This is a genomic window from Chryseobacterium luteum, from assembly GCF_000737785.1.
Taxonomy (GTDB): domain Bacteria; phylum Bacteroidota; class Bacteroidia; order Flavobacteriales; family Weeksellaceae; genus Chryseobacterium; species Chryseobacterium luteum.
The window spans coordinates 75533-96069 of the sequence record NZ_JPRO01000001.1 but is presented as its reverse complement, the minus strand read 5'-3'; the positions used below and the strand labels follow the sequence as shown (position 1 = coordinate 96069).

Genomic DNA, 20537 nt, shown 5'->3' with positions numbered 1-20537 from the left:
ATGAACAACAAAAAATATTTGACAGACTATGATGACTTTGACAAAGAAAGTCAGAAAATACTGTTGGCACTTCAAAAGAAAGTATTGACAGAAACTTTAACACAAAGCAATTTATCCGTACAAAGGGTACAGTCAGTAAATAAAGTAGCCGATATTTCCGAGGCTATGTCAGACATTACAGACTGGCTAACAGATGAATATATTGATTTAGAAAGGTTAATCATTAAAATAAAAGCTGCGAATAGCGGAATGAATGATTATCAATTTGCTTATAATCCAAAAGATTTAAATGCGAATATTCAGAATAAAAGTATTCAAAATAAGAGTGACGGATTTATTCAATTAAAAGTATACAGAAATCCTAAAGTTGGAAACGTAAGTGTAAAATGGAAAGATTCACGGATAATTCAAAAAATAGATTTACGGAGTAAGAAAATTTATTATCGGTTACATTTCTATTATGCAAACAGTACTGAAACAGCTTTTATTCTTGAAACATCTTGGTATAGGGATTTCAGAGATTTGAATATATTACTGAATTATGGTGATATTGATAAGTACGAAGCAGATTACAATTATTTTCTTCAAAATTTTGCGAGCGCTTTACGTAATACAAAAGAAGCAGACAGATTGAAATTTATTTATGAAAACATTCCAGAATTTATTTTAAAAAATCTTTCTAATAATGTAGACAATGAAATATTTTTCAATCATTTGGAAAATCTTTCGAAAGATGATGATTCTAGTACGTTCAGGGATAGTAGTGCAGCGGTGATACAAATTTTCAAAGCATTTGGAAGCCCTATTCCTATACTAAATTATTTTAGGGAAAATCCGGCAAAGCTAAACAGGATTTATTACAGTCTGGATAAAAGTGGTGAATATAATGGGAAGCCTTTAAGTAATCGTATAATTCTTGCCAATATTATGATGATTTTTTCCATGTTCGCAAAGAATACCAAACAAAAGAAAACTGCCAAAACTTTTACAATTGGAAAAGGATATAAAGTAAACGGTAACATTTTAGAAGGCGGAATTTTTCAAAAAGACGGAGATAATTATAGAGATACTTTTTTTCTGCAGCAGCAGAAAGAAGAAACGGTAGCTTATAATATCCAAAGCAGTCAGACAATGGGGACTTCAGGTAGTGGAGAAAGGACAATAACTACAGATATAGATGAGGGAGCACAATATTATCCTTTAGATATGGTGTATATTAAAGATATAAGCGGAGAAAAAGAGACTCTCTATTTTGTACCTGCTATTTACATGAAAGCATTGGCTGATGCACAAGAATGGGAGGTTGTCTTACAAAATATTCGTATGGCAGCAGATATTGTAGCTGTAATTATTGGAGTATTGACCTTGCCAACAGGTAATCCTTATTTTCTTTTACTTGCTATTGCAGATATTTCTTTGGCGGGAGCAGATTTTACGATCCAGGCTTTTAAAGAAGAAATTTTAAAATATGAAGGCGGAAAAGAGTTTCTTGAGGCTTGGGAGAAAATATATATAATAGGAGGAGCTTTAACGGCAGGTGCTTTAGTGGTGTCTTCTTTCTATAAAATCGGTTTAAAGCTTCTTACAATTCCTGAAGTTATTAAGAGTGTAAAGTTGAAGCAAACAATTGCTGTGCATATTATAAGTGTCTTATTGGATGTTAATCTAGTTAATTTTGAAAGAAACTCAGTGAAAATTCTTACCCAAAATACAGAAATTGTTGCAGCAACAAATGGTTCTCTTAATGATTTTAGAATGAAGAGGCTTTTCGAAAGAGAATGTTTTTTAGTCTCTGGAAATATTGAAAAAAATGAAAAATTGGTGGAAGAATTTGCGTTGGTTTACAAAGGCGAAGTGATTGCACAAGGTAATAAGGTAGATTTTTACAAGCAGATTAAGGAACTAGGAAAAAATATTTATAATGACAAAAAACTAGAATCTTATTTGGAATCTGTCTTCAATAGAAGAAAAACGATATCTTTAGAAGAGGAATCTCTATTAGGACAGCCTCCAAAATCTGGAACAAAAATGTTATTTTCGCTTGTGGATGAACTTGGAAATAGGATGGGGCAATTGTCTCGCTCTCCCAATAGAAATGAACTGTATTATAAGCTGATACAAAATGGTAAAGAAATAGATCTTAAATGTTATATGAAATTGCTGGATGATAAATACAAACTAAATGGTTTACCTATAAAAGATGGAGAACATTTGTTATATGGAGATTTTAATATCCCGAAGGAAATTACAGATAAGATGTCCGGATTAGGACAAATTATGTATGAAGACGGATTAAAATATTTTCTGAACGCTAAAAAATATGGAAAAGTAGATGGGACAGTAAGTGTTTGGATAAAAGCAGATATTTATAATGATTACGGAGGACAATCTGTCAACTTGGATCAATTTTGGATAGCCAAAGATGCGGGATTAAGTACAGAAAAAGCCGCCTTTGAAACTTTTGCAGGCAAACAGGCCAAAAAGTTTGGATTTTCTAAAGTAAGAAGCGATATGAAGGATAAGAATTTTATAGAAAGAGATCAAGTAATAATTAATTTTTTAAAATAATACATTATGATACAGATTATAACTAACGCAAAAGGGTTTAATCAGTCCTTTGAAGATTTTACTAGAGATCGCAAAACCAGATATACAGCATTCAATGATGAGATACAAGTGATTCCAAAATCAATACTAAATAAATTTGATAGATTGATTTTTGATGATGAGTCATTATCAAAAAATGAAATATTTGATTTAAAACAGAACATAGAAAATAAAATAAAAGAACTATTGTCTACAAGAATTCCTGAGCCTGATATTAGAACAAAAATTGAATTTTTAGGACAAATTATTGGACTTAACTACACTCCTTTTGGCAAGAATATACAAGATTTGAGAATTGATAAATTATTCAGAGCTTACAAAATTTGTGAAGAATGTTTGGAAGAAAATAAACCTGTTTATTTAAGTATATCTGAAAACGAGAATTAATATAAAGAGCCTGTCTCACAGTTAGTGAAACACTACTTTTCTTTAAATTCTTATAAAGAAATTATCTTCATTGAATTGTTATCATAATCAAAAATAAATTTCAATTTGCAATAGCTTCGAACAAATTGACCATTTACACTGGCAGGATAAAAGTTGTGATGAGATAGCATTCTCTTTAGTTCAGCAGTTATATCTTGATTCTTGCCTGTTTCTATTTTTATATTTGATATTTTCCTGTGAACTTCTGAGACGAAAGAGACGACAAAAGTGTTTTCATTTGGTTTATGGTCGGGGTCTATAATAGAATAATCAAAGGATTGAGATAAGTTTTTTTCATTAAATTTTATTTTTTCATCAACTTTAGAAAAAATTTTATCTTTTACGGGTTGTTGATTAACATCTCTAGGTGGAGGAGTAACCCCAACTTTATTACTCTGTCCATACAGTGAAACACTGCAGAATATAATAAAAATAAGTAATAATTTTCTCATAATAGATACTGTTAATACAAACCTAATCATTTTTTTAAGTAAAAAATAATTTAATATCAAATATTTATTATGAGAAAATTATGAAATGCTAAAATCGTCTGAAAATCTCTACTTTTGCCCCATGTTAGAAATTCTTTATCGCGACGAGCATCTTATTGTCATCAATAAACCAAGCGGATTACTGGTTCATAAATCTTTTTATTCCGGGGAGGCCGATACCTATGCTATTCAGGAATTGAGAAACCAGATTGGGCAAAAAGTGTTTCCTGTACATCGGTTAGACCGAAAAACTTCAGGGGTCTTGTTGTTCACTTTGGATAAAGAAACGCTTAGAATTATGAGCGAACAGTTTGCATCACGCGAAGTGGAGAAGAAATATCTGGCAATTCTTCGTGGTTGGACAAAAGAAGAAGAAACGATTGATTATGATTTGATTAATGAAAACGAAATAAAGCAGAATGCCATTACCTATTATCAACGTTTGCAGACATCAGAAATAGACTTACCATTTTTAAAACATCAGACTTCCAGATATTGTTTGGTAGAAGCCATTCCGGAAACGGGCAGATTTCATCAGTTGAGAAAGCATTTTAAACATATTCTGCATCCTATTTTAGGCTGCCGTAAACACGGTTGCAATAAACAGAATAAATTGTGGCTTCAAACATTTGGCATTAACAAAATGACACTTCACGCCCATCAATTAGTTTTTAGTCACCCAATTTCTAATGAAAGAATTACGGTAAATGCGACTATAGATGATGAGTTTAAAAAAGTAGGAGATATTTTAAATTTCGATTTGAGTTCGTATTTGTAATAATTTCACGCAAAGGATTTATATGATGTTGCGTTTATTTTAGGAAAACAAAGGAAAGAATCAATTTAATTGATTCGATGAAGCTTGTGGATAAAGTATCCGCTTATTCAGTGGCGTAGCCATACACACCTCTTTGCTCACCTTGAAGCTAGGAGATATAGTATGAAACTTTGCGTGAAAAACACTCACAGATTAGCAGTTTATGCTATTCGTGAAAAGCATTAGTGAAATTTGTGTTTAAAACTATCTCACATCAAGGTTTCATTTATTTTAAATTAAGTATTTTTGTAAAACTTTTTTTCAATGTACAAAAGTATCATCAGACCCATTCTCTTCAAATTTGATCCCGAGGAAGTTCATCATTTTACATTTTCAATGCTTAAAAATTTTGGATTTCTTACCAGATTGTTCTTACCCAAACCTATTGAAGACAAGCGTCTGGAAAGACAAGTTTTCGGATTAAAATTTAAAAATCCTGTAGGACTGGCTGCCGGTTTTGATAAAAATGCAGTTTTGTTCAACGAATTGGGGGATCTTGGTTTCGGATTTGTAGAAATCGGAACTGTAACACCACGAGCCCAGACGGGAAATCCTAAGAAAAGATTGTTCCGGTTAATTGAAGATGGCGGAATCATCAATCGAATGGGTTTCAACAACGATGGTTTGGAAGCAGCGATTGAAAAACTGAAAGGAAATAAAGGAAAAATAATCATCGGTGGAAACATCGGAAAAAATACAAATACAAGCCCGGAAAATTACACTCAGGATTATCTTGATTGTTTTGAAGGTCTTCATCCTCATGTAGATTATTTTGTACTGAACGTTAGCTGCCCGAATGTGGGAAGCCACGCCAAGCTGGAAGATGTAGAATATCTGCGTGAATTGATTACAGAAGTAAAGAAAATCAATCAGTCAAAATCTGTACGGAAACCCATATTACTGAAAATTGCTCCGGATTTGAACAATCAGCAATTGGACGAAATTATTGAACTAATTGCAGAAACAAAAATCGACGGAATTGTAGTTTCCAATACATCAGTAAACAGAGAAGGCCTGAAAACCTCTCCTGAAGTTTTGGAACAGATAGGAAATGGCGGGTTGAGCGGAAAACCTATCCGTGAAAGAAGTACAAAAATGATCAAATACCTTTCCGATAAAAGCAACAGAGCTTTCCCGATTATTGGTGTAGGAGGAATCCATAGTGCAAAAGATGCTATTGAGAAAATGGATGCAGGAGCAAGCCTGGTACAGCTTTACACGGGATTTATCTACGAAGGTCCGGAGCTGATCAATGAGATCAATCGGGAACTTCTGAAAAGAGCAAGCAGATTACCAAGATAAATATATAGGAGAGTTGTAAGAGCTCTCTTTTTTATTTTCCGCTACTTTGATTTGGAAACCGAAGCATTTTTTATATCCACTGTCAGAGTATAGGCGGGGGTAGTATACGATTTTTTAATATTAAAATTTAGTATATTGGCGTTTTTGGTTTTTTTCTTTTGTGTCTCAGATATTCCTTCCAGGCAGCTGTCAGTAAGAAATTCTTCATAGTTTTTATAATTCCAGTTCTTGGTAAAATACAAAACCCGGTATCCTTTTTCACCATCACTGGCTCCGCACATTCCGCAAAAATTAAAATTGGACAGGTTTTCAAAATAAAGCAATATCCTGTTTCCGGTACTGTAAGTGGCTGTTGATAGCAGCGTATTTCCTCCCAGCCGGTTCATGAAATCAAAAGTATTGAGTTTCTTATTGCCCGGAAGAAGTAAATAATTGTTATATCGGTAGATTATTGGATTGCTGGTATATAATTTGGCAGGTTGTGACTGCTTTTCCATATAGAAAGTCCCGGCAACATCCTGTTTCCCGTCACTTCTTTCAAATAACAATACTTCTTTAGGCTTTAAAGCGTGGGCAATGCTGTCTGTTTTTTCTACTTTACGCGGAGAAGTGATAGCTTCCCTTAATTCCTTTGCATCACGTTTATGCCTGTTTCCAAAATTATAGAGATAAAGAGCCCCCAGATCATAAATTCCGGTTAGTGGAATTTTCTTTTGATATTTGTCGTAATAGTACCATCCGTCTACAAAATGCTGGTACTGGTTACAGTCAACAATTCCCGTATAATTAAGCTGCATGGTAACAGGAACTCCCGAAATTTCTCCTTTGAAAATCTGTGAAGAATCCGTTACTGCTTTTAATTCAACTTTCTGACAGAAACAGAAAGCAAAAAGAGGAATAAGCAAAGTGATCAATAGTTTTTTCATGGTTGGTTTGAATAGTTTCAGAGGAAAAAATTGGTGATAGTGTAGATGATCAGTCCTACCAGTCCTCCAACGAGTGTTCCGTTGACCCGGATGAACTGCAGATCTTTTCCTACTTCCAGTTCAAGTTTTTCACTTAACTCTTTGCCCTGCCAGTTTCCTACCGTAGAGCTGATGAGGTTGCCGAACTGATGGGTGTTTTTGAGGATATACTTATAAGCCGTTACCCTTACCCAATGGTCAATTTTATTCTGGAGATTTTCATCTGTTTTTAAATTTTCAGAAAATTCATTCAGATTTTTAGAGAGGTAACCCTTTAAAGAAGATTCTTCATCCTGCAATTCCTTCATTAATGTTTTCTTAATGGAGATCCAGATATCACTTGAATATTCATCCAGCTTATCATTTTTCAGAAGACCGTTTTTAATGGTTTTAAATTCTTCATCCCATTTTGGATCTTCCTTCAGGTCCGTAGAAAATTCGTGGATCTTTTGGGTAATCAGATTCCGGATTTCGTGCTCCGGATCTTCTTCAATTTCCTTGAAAAAATCTGAAAGACCGCTGGCAATCTTATCAGCAATCTTGTTGTCAACAAAAGCAGGAACAAATGAATAACTTCCTTTCTGTACGCGTTCTTTAATCATCTCATCATTTTCGATAATATAATCTTTGATCTGTCTGGAAAGATTGGTAACGATTCTCTGGTGGTCATTTTTTTCAAGAATATAGCTGATCCCACTGCCCACCACTTTATTAAGCTTGATATCATCCGTCATTTCAGAGACCTTTTTGCTGATAAAACGGCTCACAGAAGTATCATCAAGCTTATTGAGAATATCCAGGACAATATCCGAGAGATTCCTGATCAGAGCCTCCTGGTTTTTTTCTTTTGAGAGCCATTCCCCGACAAAATTTGAAATTTTAATCTTCTGGATATAAGGGCGTATATTCTGAGGGGAAAGAAAATTACTCACTACAAAACTGCCGAGATTATCACCCAGCCTTTGCTTGCTGTTTTCAATAAGGTTTGTATGCGGGATGGGAATTCCAAGCGGATGCCGGAAAAGGGCTGTTACCGCAAACCAGTCTGCCAGAGCCCCAACCATTGCAGCTTCGGAAAAAGCCCTCACATAACCGATCCAGTGAGAAGGGTTCGATTTCTGAAGTAGGGTGGTTGCAACAAAAATAATAGCCATGAGGACAAATAATCCGGTGGCAAACATTTTATATTTTCTCAGTTGTTTTCTTTTTGCTTCGTCATTCATATGCTCAAATTTACTAAATTTGGTCGTGAGATCTGTTTAAAAATTAAACAACAGAAAGAGATAAGGAGATTAAGGATGGGTTGAAGATCAATTTATACTGTTAAACCTATATCAACTTAAATGTTTAAAACTTTTGTCCCTTTTTTGTTTAATTAAAATAAAACTCACCATTGAATTTTTAATTTTCATTATATTATTAACCTTTTTAAAGGAATGCCAACAGAATCCTTAGTCTATTAAACCGTTTCCTATGGAAAATAAAGAAGCAAAAAACAATCCATACTATTCCAGAACCGATACTGCAAAACTTAATATTTCCAATGAAGAATGGAAAAAGATCCTCCCTCCGGATCTGTATGCTGTCGCCAGGGAAGCTGCTACAGAAAGAGCATTTACCGGAAAGTATAATGAATTCGATGAAACTGGAGATTACTATTGTGCAGTCTGCGGCAACCATCTTTTCCGCTCCACCTCAAAATTTGCCAGCAGCTGCGGATGGCCAAGTTTTTTTGAAGCAGACAAAGAGGGCGTTTATTACAAAAAAGATGTCACCTACGGAATGGAAAGGGTAGAAGTCCTTTGCAAGCGATGCGATTCCCATCTGGGGCATGTTTTTGATGACGGTCCAAAGCCTGCGGGACTGCGGTATTGTATGAATTCTGTCAGCCTGGAATTTGTTGCCGATTCAGAAAAATAACCCTTTTAATTCACAGAATCAGGACGTTAAAGTTTCTTAAATTCAGTTAAACTTTGTGGAGTTATAAGTGTCTGGTAATTATGTTTTTATAATTTTGCCTCACTAATTTGGAATTTAATATTATTGAATGAGAGGAATTTATAGTGTATTAGGCCTGGTTTACATGGTCACGACTTCATTCTATCTTTCGCCAGGTAAGGCAGCAAAGAATGAGAATGTCAATACGGCAAAAATTGAAAAAGTAGCAGACACGAAATCTGAGAAAACAGCTGGTAAAGCGTATTCATCAGAAGAATTGTACAAATCAATTCCATTTGATCCCGGGCATGAAATGAATTACGAGGTTTTCTCAAAAGCATTAACGGGATTTGAAAATCTAAAAAAAGCAGGATTGCTGAATCAGGATTCCCATTTATTGACCATTTGCGATTTTTCTATGTCTTCCAATACAAAAAGACTTTGGGTAATCGATACCAATGAGAAAAAAGTACTGTTCAATTCACTGGTAGCACACGGAAAAAATACAGGCGAAGAATTTGCGACGAATTTTTCTAACACGGAAAGTTCGCTGCAGAGCAGCTTAGGATTTTATATCACGGATGCCACTTACCAGGGAGACAACGGATATTCTTTGAAACTTCTGGGAATGGACAAAGGGTTTAATGATGCCGCCTACAGAAGGGCTATTGTGATGCACGGAGCAGATTATGTAAGTGATGAATTTGCATCAGTGCACAAAAGAATCGGGAGAAGCTGGGGATGCCCCGCGGTTCCCAGAGAACTGACACAGTCGATAATTAATACCATAAAAGGACGAAACTGCCTTTTTATTTATTATCCGGACCAGAATTACCTTTCTTCTTCGGAATGGCTGAGATCTTAATTTTGACTGAATTAAATAAGAAAGATAAAATTACATTAATTTGAAAAGTACGGATGAGTTTATTTCTGCCATAAGGCTGGTTAATAATGCTGATGGGACAAGCACCTTTGAAACAGGAAAGATTCCTACTTTGAAGCCTATGAATACAACGGCTTTTTGGATAAGTAATACGACGGAAGAATGGGAGAAAAAAATGCACACAGCCCCGAGAAGGCAATATGTGGTAACCCTGAAAGGAAATATCCGGTTTAAAGTAAGCAATGGTTCCACATTCGATATCCAACCGGGAATTATTCTTTTAGCGGAAGATGTGGAAGGAGAAGGACACTCCTGGGAAATAGAAGAAGGAGAAAAATGGGAGAGATTATATATTCCAATTGCAGGAGATGCTGAGAGTTTTTTTATACAGGATCCCGAGTAGAGAACCTGGATTTTAAAGAAAACAACTTAAATATTATAAAAGCAGTCACAATTGACTGCTTTTTTGTTATTTAAACGACTATTACCGTTTCGTTGATATTGTGAGGCTTTTAATGACTGAACTTCTTGAAAACCAAAGTAGCATTATGTCCCCCGAATCCGAAAGCATTGCTTAACGCGAAATTAATCTCCTTTTCTTTAGCTTCTCCAAAAACAATATTCACATCCTTCGGGATGTTTTCATCAATATGGTGAAGATTGATCGTAGGTGGAATAATTCCTTTTTCTATAGCTTTGATACAAAGGATTGCTTCTGCAGCACCTGCAGCACCCAATAAATGCCCGGTCATGGATTTCGTTGCGCTGATGTCAAGATTTTTATTTCCTCCGAATACTTTACTGATTGCTTTCAATTCTACCAGGTCTCCAAGCGGGGTAGAGGTAGCATGCGGATTAACATAATCAATATCTTCCATATTGGCTCCTGCTTCTTGCATAGCCAGTTGCATCGCTTTAATAGCGCTTATTCCATCCGGATGAGGTGCCGTCATATGATAAGCATCTGCGGTCATGGCAGCACCTGCCAGTTCAGCATAAATTTTTGCCCCTCTTGCCTTAGCATGCTCATATTCTTCAAGGACTAAAGCTCCGGCACCTTCACCCATTACAAAACCGTCCCTGTCTGCATCGTAAGGCCGGCTTGCGGTTGTCATATCATCATTTCTCGTAGACATTGCTTTCATAACCGAGAATCCACCTACAGAAGCAGGAGTGATGGCCGCTTCGGAACCGCCGCTGATGATCACTTTAGCTTTTCCGAGACGGATATAATTGAAGGCATCCATCAAAGCGGTATTTCCCGTTGCACACGCTGAAATGGTTGTGTAATTGATTCCCTGCAAACCGAATTTCATAGAAATCATCCCTGAAGCCATGTTGGCAATAAATTTAGGAACAAAGAACGGATTGAATTTTGGCGTTCCGTCTCCGTCTGCAAAGTTCATCACTTCAGTTTCAAAGGTGACCATGCCGCCCTGTCCGGTTCCCCAGATCACGCCCGTATCAAACGGATTCATTTTTTCCAGTTCCAGTCCTGAATCCTGAATAGCTTCAGTGGAAGCATACATGGCATATTGTGAAAATAAGTCGCTTCTTTTTATTTCATTGTGGGTAAGATGAACTTTCGGATCAAAGTTTTTCACTTCACAGGCGAAGTGTACTTTAAATTTTTCTGAATCAAAATGGGTAATTAAACCTGCTCCGCTGACACCGTTGATGCTGTTTTGCCAAAAATCTTCGACATTGTTCCCCAAAGGCGTCACCGCGCCCAGTCCTGTAATGACAACTCTTTTCATATCTAGTTATTAATTTTGAATAGATTAGAGGTTCCTCTGGCAATCAGTCTTGTTTTGTCTGCGTTCCATATTTCGCATTGCGCATTAACAAACTGCCGGCCTCTTTTTATAATTTTCGTTTCGGCTACAATATTATCATTTTCTTTTGCAGTTGAAAAATAATCAATCACATTATTGACGGTTGTTATGAAAGAATCTTCGTTCAAAGAGAACATAGTAGCTCCGATAATATCATCAATGATAGCTGCTGTTACGCAGCCATGAAGGTTTCCGACAGGGTTCAGCCACTCCGGTCTCACGGTATACCTGAACTGGAGGCATCCTTCTTCTGCAGAAACTACAATAGGATTGAGCCATTTCATAAACGGTGAAGGGGACTGGTCAAATTCCTTTCCGATAAACTGCTGCAGCTGTACTAATCTGTCCATATCTTCTGTTTTACTTTTCTAAAATCATGGTTACACCCTGTCCGCGTGCGGCACAAATAGAGATAAACCCTTTTCCGCTTCCTTTTTCGTGAAGCAGTTTTGCCAGGGTACCGATAATTCTTCCGCCTGTTGCCGCAAAAGGATGGGCTGCGGCAAGGCTTCCGCCTTTCACATTCAGTTGATCCCTGTCAATTTTTCCCAGTGCTTTTTCCAGACCGAACTTTTTGGCCAGATCATCATTTTCCCAGATCTTAATCGTGGCAAGAACCTGTGCGGCAAATGCTTCATGAATTTCATAATAATCAAAATCCTCCAGGCTCATTCCTGCTTTTTTAAGCATTCTGTCTGCTGCGAAAACAGGCGCGAGAAGTAGATTCTGCTTGTTTTCTACATATTCAATTCCTGCAACTTCTGAAAAAGTAATATAGGCCAGAACAGGAAGACCATTGGCAATGGCCCATTCTTCACTGGCCAGAAGCACCGCAGAAGCACCGTCTGTAAAAGGTGTTGAATTTCCGGCAGTCAGAGTTCCGTTCTCCTTGTCAAAAGCTGGTTTCAGCTGGGATAGTTTTTCGAGGCTGGTGTCGCGGCGGAGATTATTATCCTTATCCAATCCGAAAGCGGGAATGATCATATCATCAAAGAATCCTTCATCATATGCTTTAGCCATATTCTGGTGGCTTTTTAAAGCTAATTGATCCTGGTCTTCGCGGGAAATCTGATAGTATTTTGCTGTAATTTCTGTATGTCCGCCCATCACCAGGCCGGTTTTGGGTTCCTGACCTTTGTAGGGAATCGGCATCCAGTCTTTCAGTTTGGGAGTGAGCAGCTGTTTTAGTTTTTTAAATACTGATTTTTCTTTATTTGCTTTCAGTAAGGCTTTTCTTAGCCTTGGCGCAGATTCAAACGGAATATTGCTCATGGCTTCAACGCCACAGGCAATACCACTTTCTATCTGTCCCAATGCAATCTTATTTCCAATATAAACTGCTGCCTCAATTCCCGTGTCACATGCCTGCTGGAGATCACATGCAGGAGTAGCGGGATCAAGAGAGGTGTTCATTACAGTTTCCCTGATGAGGTTGCTTTCGGAAATGTGTTTGATAACAGCACCACCGGCCACTTCACCCAGAAGCTTTCCCTGTAAATGGTATTTGTTGATCAGCCCGCTAAGGGTTGCTTCCAGAAGTTCCTGGTTATCCAGATCTGCATAGGCTGTATTGACTCTGGCAAAAGGAATTCTGCTGTATCCTACAATGGCCACTTTTTTTGTTCCCATATTGAATATTTTATGAAGGAAGTATTTTTAATTCTTTATCGATCATGAATGATACCCGGTCTAAAGCCAGATGCAGGTATTTTTCTTCTTCTGTTGTTTTGGCCAGTAATATTCCGCCTTCGACGACCATGATGAACAGGGCTCCGTATTCGTCAGCATTGATATCCGGGTCTATTTCTCCGTTTTTCTGCCCGTCTGCAATCACGTCTGTTATTTTTTTTATCCATCCTTCAAAGGATTGGGTAACCTGTTTTTTCAGTGTGGGGAAGGTGTCATCTGCTTCAGTGGCTGCATTCATCAAAGGACAGCCTCCGCTTTCAAATACGGCTTTCCAGCTTTTACGGTAAAAATTGACAAAGGCGTTTAATTTATCAATCGTGGTTGGAAATTCATCTCCTAGAGACCTGGCCATACTCTTTGACAAAAGGCTGGAGTTGTATTTGTAAACCTCAAGTGCCACTTCATCTTTATTACCAAAGTTTCCGTAAATGCTTCCTTTGGTCAGTCCGGTTGCTTCCGTGATGTCAGATAAAGACGTAGACATATAGCCTTTGGTATTGAACAAAGAAGCTGTCTTTTCAATAATGAATTGTTTGGTCTTTTCTGCTTTTGACATTTAAGTATTTAATTTCAATGCAAATATACAAAAATATACCGAATGGTATATTTTATTTTAGAATCATTCGCTTTTTATGTCAGGTAAAAAACTGCGTAATCCGTGTGATCTGCAAAAAAATAAACCATTAAGATTTTTTAAGCAGTGAAGAATAATTAAGAATCCGGCGGCGGATGTAAGACATTGTCTTTAAAAATATCATTCCGATATTCTCTTAACTTCGTTAAAAACTTAAACAACCTTAATGGTTTAGCAAATAAATTTGAATATTATTAAGCTAAAGTAGCATTCAAAGTAATTTCAAAATTGAAAGCAGCACTTACCGGGCAACCTTCTTCTGCTATTTTAGCATATTTCTGGAATTCTTCTTCTGAAAGCCCGGGAACTTTTGCCGTTAAAGTCAGTTCGGATTTTGTGATTTTTCCAATGCTTGGATCAAGGGTGATCACAGAGGTTGTTTTTAACTCTTCAGGAGTAAAGCCTGCCTGGGAAAGCTCTGCACTCAGTTTCATTGTGAAACATCCCGCATGTGCTGCTGCCAGCAATTCTTCAGGGTTTGTCCCAACTCCGTCTGCAAAACGGCTGTTGAAAGAATACTGGGTTTCGTTTAAAGTAGTGCTTTGAGTAGTTAAATGTCCTTTACCTTCTTTGATGTTACCGTTCCAAACGGCTGTTGCGTTACGTTTCATAATGTTTGTTTTATTGTTTTAATATGTTGTTTTTTAATGATACAAAGATAAAGTGGCTGCCAGCCGGAATCAATGGATAAAAAGACTTAAATATTGTACTTTTTTCCCAATAAGTAATCTGGATGAAATTCCGTTGATGGTCTCCAGGTTTTCTTCGGAGAATATTTCAAGCCCATATTTTTATGGTGGTCTTCAAAAATAAGCTGTTGCTGCATACAATTACTTTAGTTTAAAGATACAAAAAAGAAGGTTTTAACAGTATAAATAAATATAAGTCCGTTCCCTGCTGGCTTGATTTTATAGAATCCCATTGGCTGTTATTATCCATTTTAGACTTCATTTTCGGTTTTCATTTCATTTTTTTTAATGAAAAACACAGAAAAAATAAAAATTATACATTAGTTAAGTGGTTTTTTATCAATTTTGCAAAAATTACCGTACAGAATGATAACTTTAATTTCTTCAAAAATTCGATGAGCAAGCTGGAAAATATTTTGAGAGAAATAACTCCATTATCTCCCGAGGACAGCTTTCTTGTTTTTGACCGTATAAAGGCATCTTTTGACTTTCCGTATCATTACCATCCGGAAGTGGAGATCAATTTTATCAGTAAAGGAAAGGGATACCGGCGCATGATCGGCGATCACACCGGAGAAATCAGCGATATCGAACTGGTTTTAGTAGGACCCAATCTTCCGCACTGCTGGGCCAACCATAAGTGTAAAAATAAGAAGACCCATGAGATCACGGTACAGTTCAACCAGGATTTTTTTAATCAGTCTATGATGGATAAAAATATTCTGAAACCGATCAGCAACCTGATGAAGGATTCGATCAAAGGGATTTTATTTTCACAGGAAACCGCTGAAAAACTAAAAGATTCATTCCTCAATTTATCCAAGATGAACAGTTTTGAGTCCTTCATTGAGATCATGAAAATTCTTAATGAGCTGGCAATTGCTGAAGACAAAACACTTTTATCCTCTTACAGCATAGAACTTGAAACTTTTGCAGACAATGACAAAATGAAGATCGTTCATGATTTTATGCACAAGAATTTTGAAAGTAAAATAACACTTCATGATGCTGCCTCGCTGATCAATATGAGCAGTGTAACTTTCAACAGGTTCATCAAGAAAAGAACGGGCAAAACTTTTGTGAATTATCTGAATGAAATAAGAATAAGCTATGCGGCAAGGTGGCTTATGGAGAAAAATCTGACCGTTTTTGAGACTGCATTTGAGGCTGGCTTTAATAATATTGCCAATTTCAACAAAGTTTTTAAATCCATCAAAAAAACAACACCTACTGAATTTAAAGAACTTTTTAAAGGAGTGAAAAAAATTGAGTAATATATTTTAAATGAAGGAGATACATTTTATATTCTCATGATCCGGATAGCTTTATCCGGATTTTTTTTGATGAATATATGACACGCGCAGTCCAGGCAATATTGAAAAAAATATGACATCAAATCTATAAGTCGGAAATCGTGGTAGTATGCTGGATATCAGTACATAAATACAGGTTTTAAAAAACAGCTGAAAAAATAATATCGTTTTATGATAAAATAGTATTATATCTGACTGTGAACAAAATTTAGATTTGCTAATATGAATTAAATCTTAACAAAACTTTAATTATTTGGTGTGTATAGGACAAAATGTTGCAGAAATGGAAGGTAAATATTGTTTTTATACCATAAATAATATTAAGGTAATGTAGTTGATTCTCCATAAATCTTAATAAAACTAAACCTTATGAGAAAAACTGTTATACCGGTTTTATTAGCTATTTCATTATCGGCCTACGCACAGGAAGCAAAAAAGGCAGATACTGCTAAAACAACCAAAATAGAAGAGGTGGTTGTTACTTCTTTGGGGATAAAGAGGCAGGCCCGGTCGCTAACGTATTCGAGCCAGCAAATTGGAGGGGACGAGCTTACTGAAGTAAAAACGCCCAATCTTTTGAATTCCATCAATGGAAAGGTTTCCAATGTACAGATCAATAAGACCAATGGTGGTGCCGGAGGATCGGTGAGGGTTATCATGAGGGGAGATAAATCTACAAGAAACAGCCAGCCGTTATATGTCATTGACGGTATTCCGATCATTAACAATACCGGAACTCAAGGAACAACGGGCCCAAATGTTGATTATTTTGCATCTATGCCTGATACGGGAGATGTGTTAAGTACCATCAATCCTGAAGATATTGAAAGTATCAATTTCCTGAAAGGAGCTTCTGCAGCAGCTTTATACGGAGCTGCGGGAGGAAATGGAGCTGTCCTGATTGTTACGAAAACCGGAGCAAAAGGTAAAGGCCTTCTCTCGTTTACTTCGAGTCTTACTTTTGATAAGGTGTATAATTTACCGGAATTACAATATAGCTATCTTCAGACAACGCCTTATGATGCATCTACCGGAACTACCGGATCGCAAGACAGCTGGGGTGAAAAAGGAGCCTCTAAGGATCATGTGAAAGACTTTTTTGATACAGGGATAACCTGGACCAACGGATTCACTTTCCAGGCGGGAAATGATAAATCTTCAAGCTTTTTTTCTCTGGGAAACACCACAAACAAAGGGGTAATTCCGACTTCTACATTTGACCAGTACAATCTTAACTTCAGAAATACCAGTAAGTTTTTAGAGGACAGGCTGGTTTTGGATGCGAATGTAATGGCATCTTTGCAGGAATCCAGAAATAGACTTACCCCAGGAACTTATTTTTCACCACTTAATAATATCTATTGGTTTCCGAGAGGAATTAATTTTGATAATTACAGTGGGGATCATTATACTTATTTTGACCAGACACGCTATCTTCCCGCACAGAACTGGTGGGCAATAAAGCCGGATGGAGGCTTCAACGGCGAGAACTCTCAAAACCCGTATTGGATACTTAATAAAAATCCTGTTAATACGAAGAACAAAACATTTTATGGATCAGCTGCTCTTAGCTATACTATAAATGATTGGCTGGTAGCGAAGGTAAGGGGTAATTATAATTATTTTAATTCTGACAGTCAGCGTAATGTTGCGGTCTTCTCTTTACCTATTGTTCTTGGGGGAACCAATAATGGTAAAATTTATAAGAATACCATTGAAAGGACATCATCTTACGGCGACTTCATTTTGGTAGGTAATCCTAAGATCAGCGAAAATCTCAGTTTGGATTTTACTGTTGGGGGAAGTGTTTCGGACTCTAAGACAACAGTTACCAACATAGAAAACAATAAGCTGTTTATTGCCAATCTTTTTGCATTGAATAACCTGGATTGGGGAAACAGCTCAGGAGAAGGAACCGTTGGAAATGGATTGAATTATACCATTACCAATTATAACAGAAGAGATCAGTCTTTTTTTGCCAGCGCTAATTTCGGTTACAAAAAAATGCTTTATCTGGACCTTACTTTTAGAAATGACTGGTCTTCTACACTGGCAGGCGCACCTAACAGATCTTTTGATTATGAATCGATTGGGGTTAATGGTATTATGAATGAAATATTTCAGCTTCCAGGCTTTATTAATTTCTGGAAACTGAGAACTTCATATGCAACTGTTGGAAATGCATTGGATCCTAATTCTACTTTACCCCAGCCTATCTTTAATGCCGGTGTTGTTACCGGGACTTATACTTCATCCCCTGTAGATATCAGCCTTTATCCTGAGCTTACCTCTCTTTTTCCAAGACCGGAAAAAAATAAAAGTTTTGAAGCCGGAACAGAATTTAGATTGTTCAGCAACAAGCTGAGTTTTGATATTACCTACTATAATTCTTTAACAACAGATCAATATCTGAAAGGAGTAGATGCCACAGGATATTATACCACTACCATAGGGAAATGGGATATCAATGCCGGTAAAATTCAAAATACAGGTTTCGAATCCAGTTTGTCCTATAAAGTATTTAATAACGAGAAATTTGGATGGACGGCTACAGTCAATGCTTCTGCCAATAAAAATAAAATCAAAGAAGTATTTCCTTCCGGGTTTTATCCTGATTCCGAAAAATTATTTACACTGAACGGAGGAGGATTCAATGTGATAAAAAAAGGAGGTTCGTTTGGAGATCTTTACGGAACTGTATTTTTAAGAGACGGACAGGGAAGAATCGTTGTTGATGAGAATGGATTGCCGTCAAAAGATCCTAATCAAAGACAATATCTGGGTAATCCCAATCCTAAATTTATGCTTGGCTTCAGTAATTCATTCAACATCGGGAAATTCAATTTAAATTTTCTTATTGATGGTAAATTCGGAGGAAAAGTACTTGGAATGACCCAGACATTAAATGATAAATATGGAGTAAGCCAGGCCACAGCTGATGCCAGAGACGCAGGTGGTGTCCTTATTTCTAATGCTGTTTATGCAAACGGGCAAGCTTACACAGGACGCACGGACGCACATGCTTATTATAATTTAGTAGGCGGGAGTGATGGAATTAATGAGGCCTATATTTACAATGCAACTACAATAAGACTAAGACAGGCATCTGCATCTTATACTTTCAATATTAATGCAAAATATTTTAAAGATATCACGATGAGTGTAATCGGAACCAATCTTTTCTTTTTATACAAGAAAGCTCCATTCGATCCGGAACAGGTATCTGGCGTGAATCCGGGAGGTGTAGGTGTTGATATGTTTGGAATGCCTGTTACACGTTCGCTTGGTTTTTCATTAAAAGCTAACTTTTAAAACTTAGAAAATGAATATTAAAATACTACTTGCAGCATCTGCCTTATTTCTTTCCGTAGCAAGCTGCACCGGTGACTTTGCAGAAATAGATTCAAAAAGCTCTGAAGGTCTGGGAACAGAACAGCTTAATGCCGATTTCTTATTGCTTACAAACCCAATGAAGCAAATGCAAAGAAATCTTCAAAGCCAGACCAACTGGATCTATCAGCTGCAGACGAACCTTAATGCTGATATGTACAGCGGATTATTCAGTACCGCAACACCTTACAATGGAGGACGAAACAATACCACCTACTTCATGATGGACGGTTGGAACGAAAGAGTGATGATGAACCAGCTTGAGGATGTGAATCAACAGTATAAAAACTTTAAAACCATAGCGGTAAAAAACTATGCCGGTGTTAATTTCTCGCACTCTTTGGCAGTACTTTCCATATTAAGAATTATGGCTGCTCAAAAAGTATCAGATGCGCACGGTCCCGTTATTTATAGTAAATTCGAGCATCCGAATACCACTACAGGAATCACAGATTTTGATTCTCAGCAGGAGGCTTACAATTCTTTTGTGACTGATCTGGATCTGGCAATATCTGCGCTTCAGACAAGTATCGGGATAGAAGATAATGCAGTCCTTAAGAAATCCGATCTGGTTTTTGGAGGAAGTTCTGCCAATTGGGCAAAATTAGCCAATTCTCTTAAACTGCGCTATGCTTTACGGATCAGCTATGCAGATCCGGGGAAATCCAGAGTGTATGCTGAACAGGCTTTAGCTTCCCCGGTAGGCTTTATTGATGACAATTCTTCAAATGCTTTGGTCAATTACGGAGCAGCTTCTCCCCTCAGTGATATTATCTATTCCTGGGGAGACTGTAAGATAGGAGCACCATTAATGGCATTTATGAACGGTTTTAATGATCCCAGAAGATCTGCTTATGCTAAACCTGCCACCGATCCTTCTGTAGCAGGACAATATATCGGAGTGAGGCAGGGCGTTGATATGGGGGGAAGTAAAGACCGTTATGGAGACTTTTCACAACCTATCGCTGCGGCTGCAAGTGGAGATTATTTTTCTGTAAGTAATGGAAAAAATAAAATATTTACCGCTGCTGAAGTATGGTTTTTGAAAGCTGAAGCCGCCATCAGGGGTTATGCCGGAGCCGGAGATGCAGGAACAGATTACAATAAAGGCATTGAAATATCATTTGCAGAATGGGGCAAAAGCTCAGCCTATGCCACTTATGCGGATGATGCAGTCTCCAAAGAAGCTCCTTATATTGACACTAAAAATTCTTCAAACAGTATTCTGGCAGGAAGCCCGATGTTGAGTACCATTACCATCAAATGGAACGAAGGTGATTCTTTTGAAAGAAAATTAGAAAGGATCATGACCCAGAAATGGATCGCTATTTATCCTGACGGCTCCGAAGCATGGGCAGAACAAAGAAGAACAGGCTATCCTGTTATTTTTAAAAATGTTCTGAATGACAGTCAGGGAACCATCAGCACCGATGCCATGATCAGAAGAATTCCTATCCCGACCAAATACAGAAATAATACGCTGAATTATGCTCAGGCTTTACAATATATCGGAGGTCCTGATACAGGCGGAACCAAATTATGGTGGGATAAAAAGTAA

At 37.1% G+C, this 20537-nt stretch carries 18 protein-coding genes; 10 read left to right on the top strand and 8 right to left on the bottom strand.

Features of this window, described 5'->3' with window-relative positions:
* Both IX38_RS00410 and IX38_RS00405 read left to right on the top strand, forming a co-directional pair.
* Positions 1-2568, top strand: coding sequence for a hypothetical protein (locus IX38_RS00410; RefSeq protein ID WP_034700824.1), 2568 nt, complete (start codon positions 1-3; stop codon positions 2566-2568).
* A 6-nt stretch (positions 2569-2574) separates the two neighbouring features.
* Entirely contained in the window at positions 2575-2994 is a 420-nt protein-coding gene (locus IX38_RS00405) for a hypothetical protein (protein WP_034700822.1), read from the top strand.
* Positions 2995-3044: 50 nt separating this feature from the next.
* Here the strand turns inward: IX38_RS00405 and IX38_RS00400 are convergent, their stop codons facing one another.
* Entirely contained in the window at positions 3045-3485 is a 441-nt protein-coding gene (locus tag IX38_RS00400; RefSeq protein ID WP_034700820.1) for a hypothetical protein, read from the bottom strand.
* A gap of 121 nt (positions 3486-3606) precedes the next feature.
* Here IX38_RS00400 and IX38_RS00395 point away from each other — a divergent pair, with 121 nt between their 5' ends.
* Together IX38_RS00395 and IX38_RS00390 are read left to right on the top strand one after the other, a co-directional pair.
* Positions 3607-4302 (top strand): pseudouridine synthase, encoded by a 696-nt coding sequence (locus tag IX38_RS00395; RefSeq protein ID WP_034700818.1) that lies wholly within the window; start codon positions 3607-3609, stop codon positions 4300-4302.
* A 303-nt stretch (positions 4303-4605) separates the two neighbouring features.
* Positions 4606-5643 (top strand): quinone-dependent dihydroorotate dehydrogenase, encoded by a 1038-nt coding sequence (locus IX38_RS00390; RefSeq protein WP_034700816.1) that lies wholly within the window; start codon positions 4606-4608, stop codon positions 5641-5643.
* Between the two features lie 41 nt (positions 5644-5684).
* Here the strand turns inward: IX38_RS00390 and IX38_RS00385 are convergent, their stop codons facing one another.
* Positions 5685-6569 carry a hypothetical protein gene (locus tag IX38_RS00385; RefSeq protein ID WP_034700814.1) on the bottom strand — a complete coding sequence of 295 codons (885 nt, stop codon included), beginning with the start codon at positions 6567-6569 and terminating at the stop codon, positions 5685-5687.
* Positions 6570-6586: 17 nt separating this feature from the next.
* Positions 6587-7831, bottom strand: a complete 1245-nt coding sequence (locus IX38_RS00380; protein ID WP_034700813.1) for a DUF445 domain-containing protein — start codon at positions 7829-7831, stop codon at positions 6587-6589.
* A gap of 250 nt (positions 7832-8081) precedes the next feature.
* On the opposite strand from IX38_RS00380, the gene msrB reads away from it, so the two are divergent.
* From msrB to IX38_RS00365, 3 genes are all read left to right on the top strand, one after another.
* Complete coding sequence (gene msrB, locus IX38_RS00375; RefSeq protein WP_034700811.1) at positions 8082-8528, top strand: peptide-methionine (R)-S-oxide reductase MsrB; 447 nt, start codon at positions 8082-8084, stop codon at positions 8526-8528.
* Positions 8529-8655: 127 nt separating this feature from the next.
* Positions 8656-9411: a murein L,D-transpeptidase catalytic domain family protein gene (locus IX38_RS00370; protein ID WP_034700809.1), complete on the top strand. Its 756-nt coding sequence runs from the start codon at positions 8656-8658 to the stop codon at positions 9409-9411.
* Positions 9412-9451: 40 nt separating this feature from the next.
* Complete coding sequence (locus IX38_RS00365) at positions 9452-9832, top strand: cupin domain-containing protein (protein WP_228377884.1); 381 nt, start codon at positions 9452-9454, stop codon at positions 9830-9832.
* A 109-nt stretch (positions 9833-9941) separates the two neighbouring features.
* On the opposite strand, the gene fabF is transcribed toward IX38_RS00365, so the two are convergent.
* The 5 genes from fabF to IX38_RS00340 all read right to left on the bottom strand — a co-directional run bounded on the left by fabF (position 9942) and on the right by IX38_RS00340 (position 14198).
* Positions 9942-11186, bottom strand: coding sequence for a beta-ketoacyl-ACP synthase II (gene fabF, locus IX38_RS00360; RefSeq protein WP_034700805.1), 1245 nt, complete (start codon positions 11184-11186; stop codon positions 9942-9944).
* A 2-nt stretch (positions 11187-11188) separates the two neighbouring features.
* Positions 11189-11614: a PaaI family thioesterase gene (locus IX38_RS00355; RefSeq protein ID WP_034700803.1), complete on the bottom strand. Its 426-nt coding sequence runs from the start codon at positions 11612-11614 to the stop codon at positions 11189-11191.
* A 10-nt stretch (positions 11615-11624) separates the two neighbouring features.
* Positions 11625-12893: an acetyl-CoA C-acetyltransferase gene (locus tag IX38_RS00350; protein WP_034700801.1), complete on the bottom strand. Its 1269-nt coding sequence runs from the start codon at positions 12891-12893 to the stop codon at positions 11625-11627.
* Positions 12894-12903: 10 nt separating this feature from the next.
* Positions 12904-13509, bottom strand: a complete 606-nt coding sequence (locus tag IX38_RS00345; RefSeq protein WP_034700799.1) for a TetR/AcrR family transcriptional regulator — start codon at positions 13507-13509, stop codon at positions 12904-12906.
* Between the two features lie 272 nt (positions 13510-13781).
* Positions 13782-14198 carry an OsmC family protein gene (locus tag IX38_RS00340; protein WP_034700798.1) on the bottom strand — a complete coding sequence of 139 codons (417 nt, stop codon included), beginning with the start codon at positions 14196-14198 and terminating at the stop codon, positions 13782-13784.
* 473 nt (positions 14199-14671) lie between these two features.
* Between IX38_RS00340 and IX38_RS00335 the strand changes: the two genes are divergently transcribed.
* From IX38_RS00335 to IX38_RS00325, 3 genes are all read left to right on the top strand, one after another.
* Complete coding sequence (locus IX38_RS00335; RefSeq protein WP_034700796.1) at positions 14672-15550, top strand: AraC family transcriptional regulator; 879 nt, start codon at positions 14672-14674, stop codon at positions 15548-15550.
* 408 nt (positions 15551-15958) lie between these two features.
* Complete coding sequence (locus IX38_RS00330; RefSeq protein ID WP_185097665.1) at positions 15959-18901, top strand: SusC/RagA family TonB-linked outer membrane protein; 2943 nt, start codon at positions 15959-15961, stop codon at positions 18899-18901.
* Positions 18902-18911: 10 nt separating this feature from the next.
* Positions 18912-20537 carry a SusD/RagB family nutrient-binding outer membrane lipoprotein gene (locus IX38_RS00325; RefSeq protein WP_034700794.1) on the top strand — a complete coding sequence of 542 codons (1626 nt, stop codon included), beginning with the start codon at positions 18912-18914 and terminating at the stop codon, positions 20535-20537.

Coding starts and splice junctions, on each gene's coding strand:
- IX38_RS00410 (WP_034700824.1), top strand. CDS start 1: ATGAACAACAAAAAATATTTGACAGACTATGATGACTTTGACAAAGAA.
- IX38_RS00405 (WP_034700822.1), top strand. CDS start 2,575: ATGATACAGATTATAACTAACGCAAAAGGGTTTAATCAGTCCTTTGAA.
- IX38_RS00400 (WP_034700820.1), bottom strand. CDS start 3,485: ATGAGAAAATTATTACTTATTTTTATTATATTCTGCAGTGTTTCACTG.
- IX38_RS00395 (WP_034700818.1), top strand. CDS start 3,607: ATGTTAGAAATTCTTTATCGCGACGAGCATCTTATTGTCATCAATAAA.
- IX38_RS00390 (WP_034700816.1), top strand. CDS start 4,606: ATGTACAAAAGTATCATCAGACCCATTCTCTTCAAATTTGATCCCGAG.
- IX38_RS00385 (WP_034700814.1), bottom strand. CDS start 6,569: ATGAAAAAACTATTGATCACTTTGCTTATTCCTCTTTTTGCTTTCTGT.
- IX38_RS00380 (WP_034700813.1), bottom strand. CDS start 7,831: ATGAATGACGAAGCAAAAAGAAAACAACTGAGAAAATATAAAATGTTT.
- msrB (WP_034700811.1), top strand. CDS start 8,082: ATGGAAAATAAAGAAGCAAAAAACAATCCATACTATTCCAGAACCGAT.
- IX38_RS00370 (WP_034700809.1), top strand. CDS start 8,656: ATGAGAGGAATTTATAGTGTATTAGGCCTGGTTTACATGGTCACGACT.
- fabF (WP_034700805.1), bottom strand. CDS start 11,186: ATGAAAAGAGTTGTCATTACAGGACTGGGCGCGGTGACGCCTTTGGGG.
- IX38_RS00355 (WP_034700803.1), bottom strand. CDS start 11,614: ATGGACAGATTAGTACAGCTGCAGCAGTTTATCGGAAAGGAATTTGAC.
- IX38_RS00350 (WP_034700801.1), bottom strand. CDS start 12,893: ATGGGAACAAAAAAAGTGGCCATTGTAGGATACAGCAGAATTCCTTTT.
- IX38_RS00345 (WP_034700799.1), bottom strand. CDS start 13,509: ATGTCAAAAGCAGAAAAGACCAAACAATTCATTATTGAAAAGACAGCT.
- IX38_RS00340 (WP_034700798.1), bottom strand. CDS start 14,198: ATGAAACGTAACGCAACAGCCGTTTGGAACGGTAACATCAAAGAAGGT.
- IX38_RS00335 (WP_034700796.1), top strand. CDS start 14,672: ATGAGCAAGCTGGAAAATATTTTGAGAGAAATAACTCCATTATCTCCC.
- IX38_RS00330 (WP_185097665.1), top strand. CDS start 15,959: ATGAGAAAAACTGTTATACCGGTTTTATTAGCTATTTCATTATCGGCC.
- IX38_RS00325 (WP_034700794.1), top strand. CDS start 18,912: ATGAATATTAAAATACTACTTGCAGCATCTGCCTTATTTCTTTCCGTA.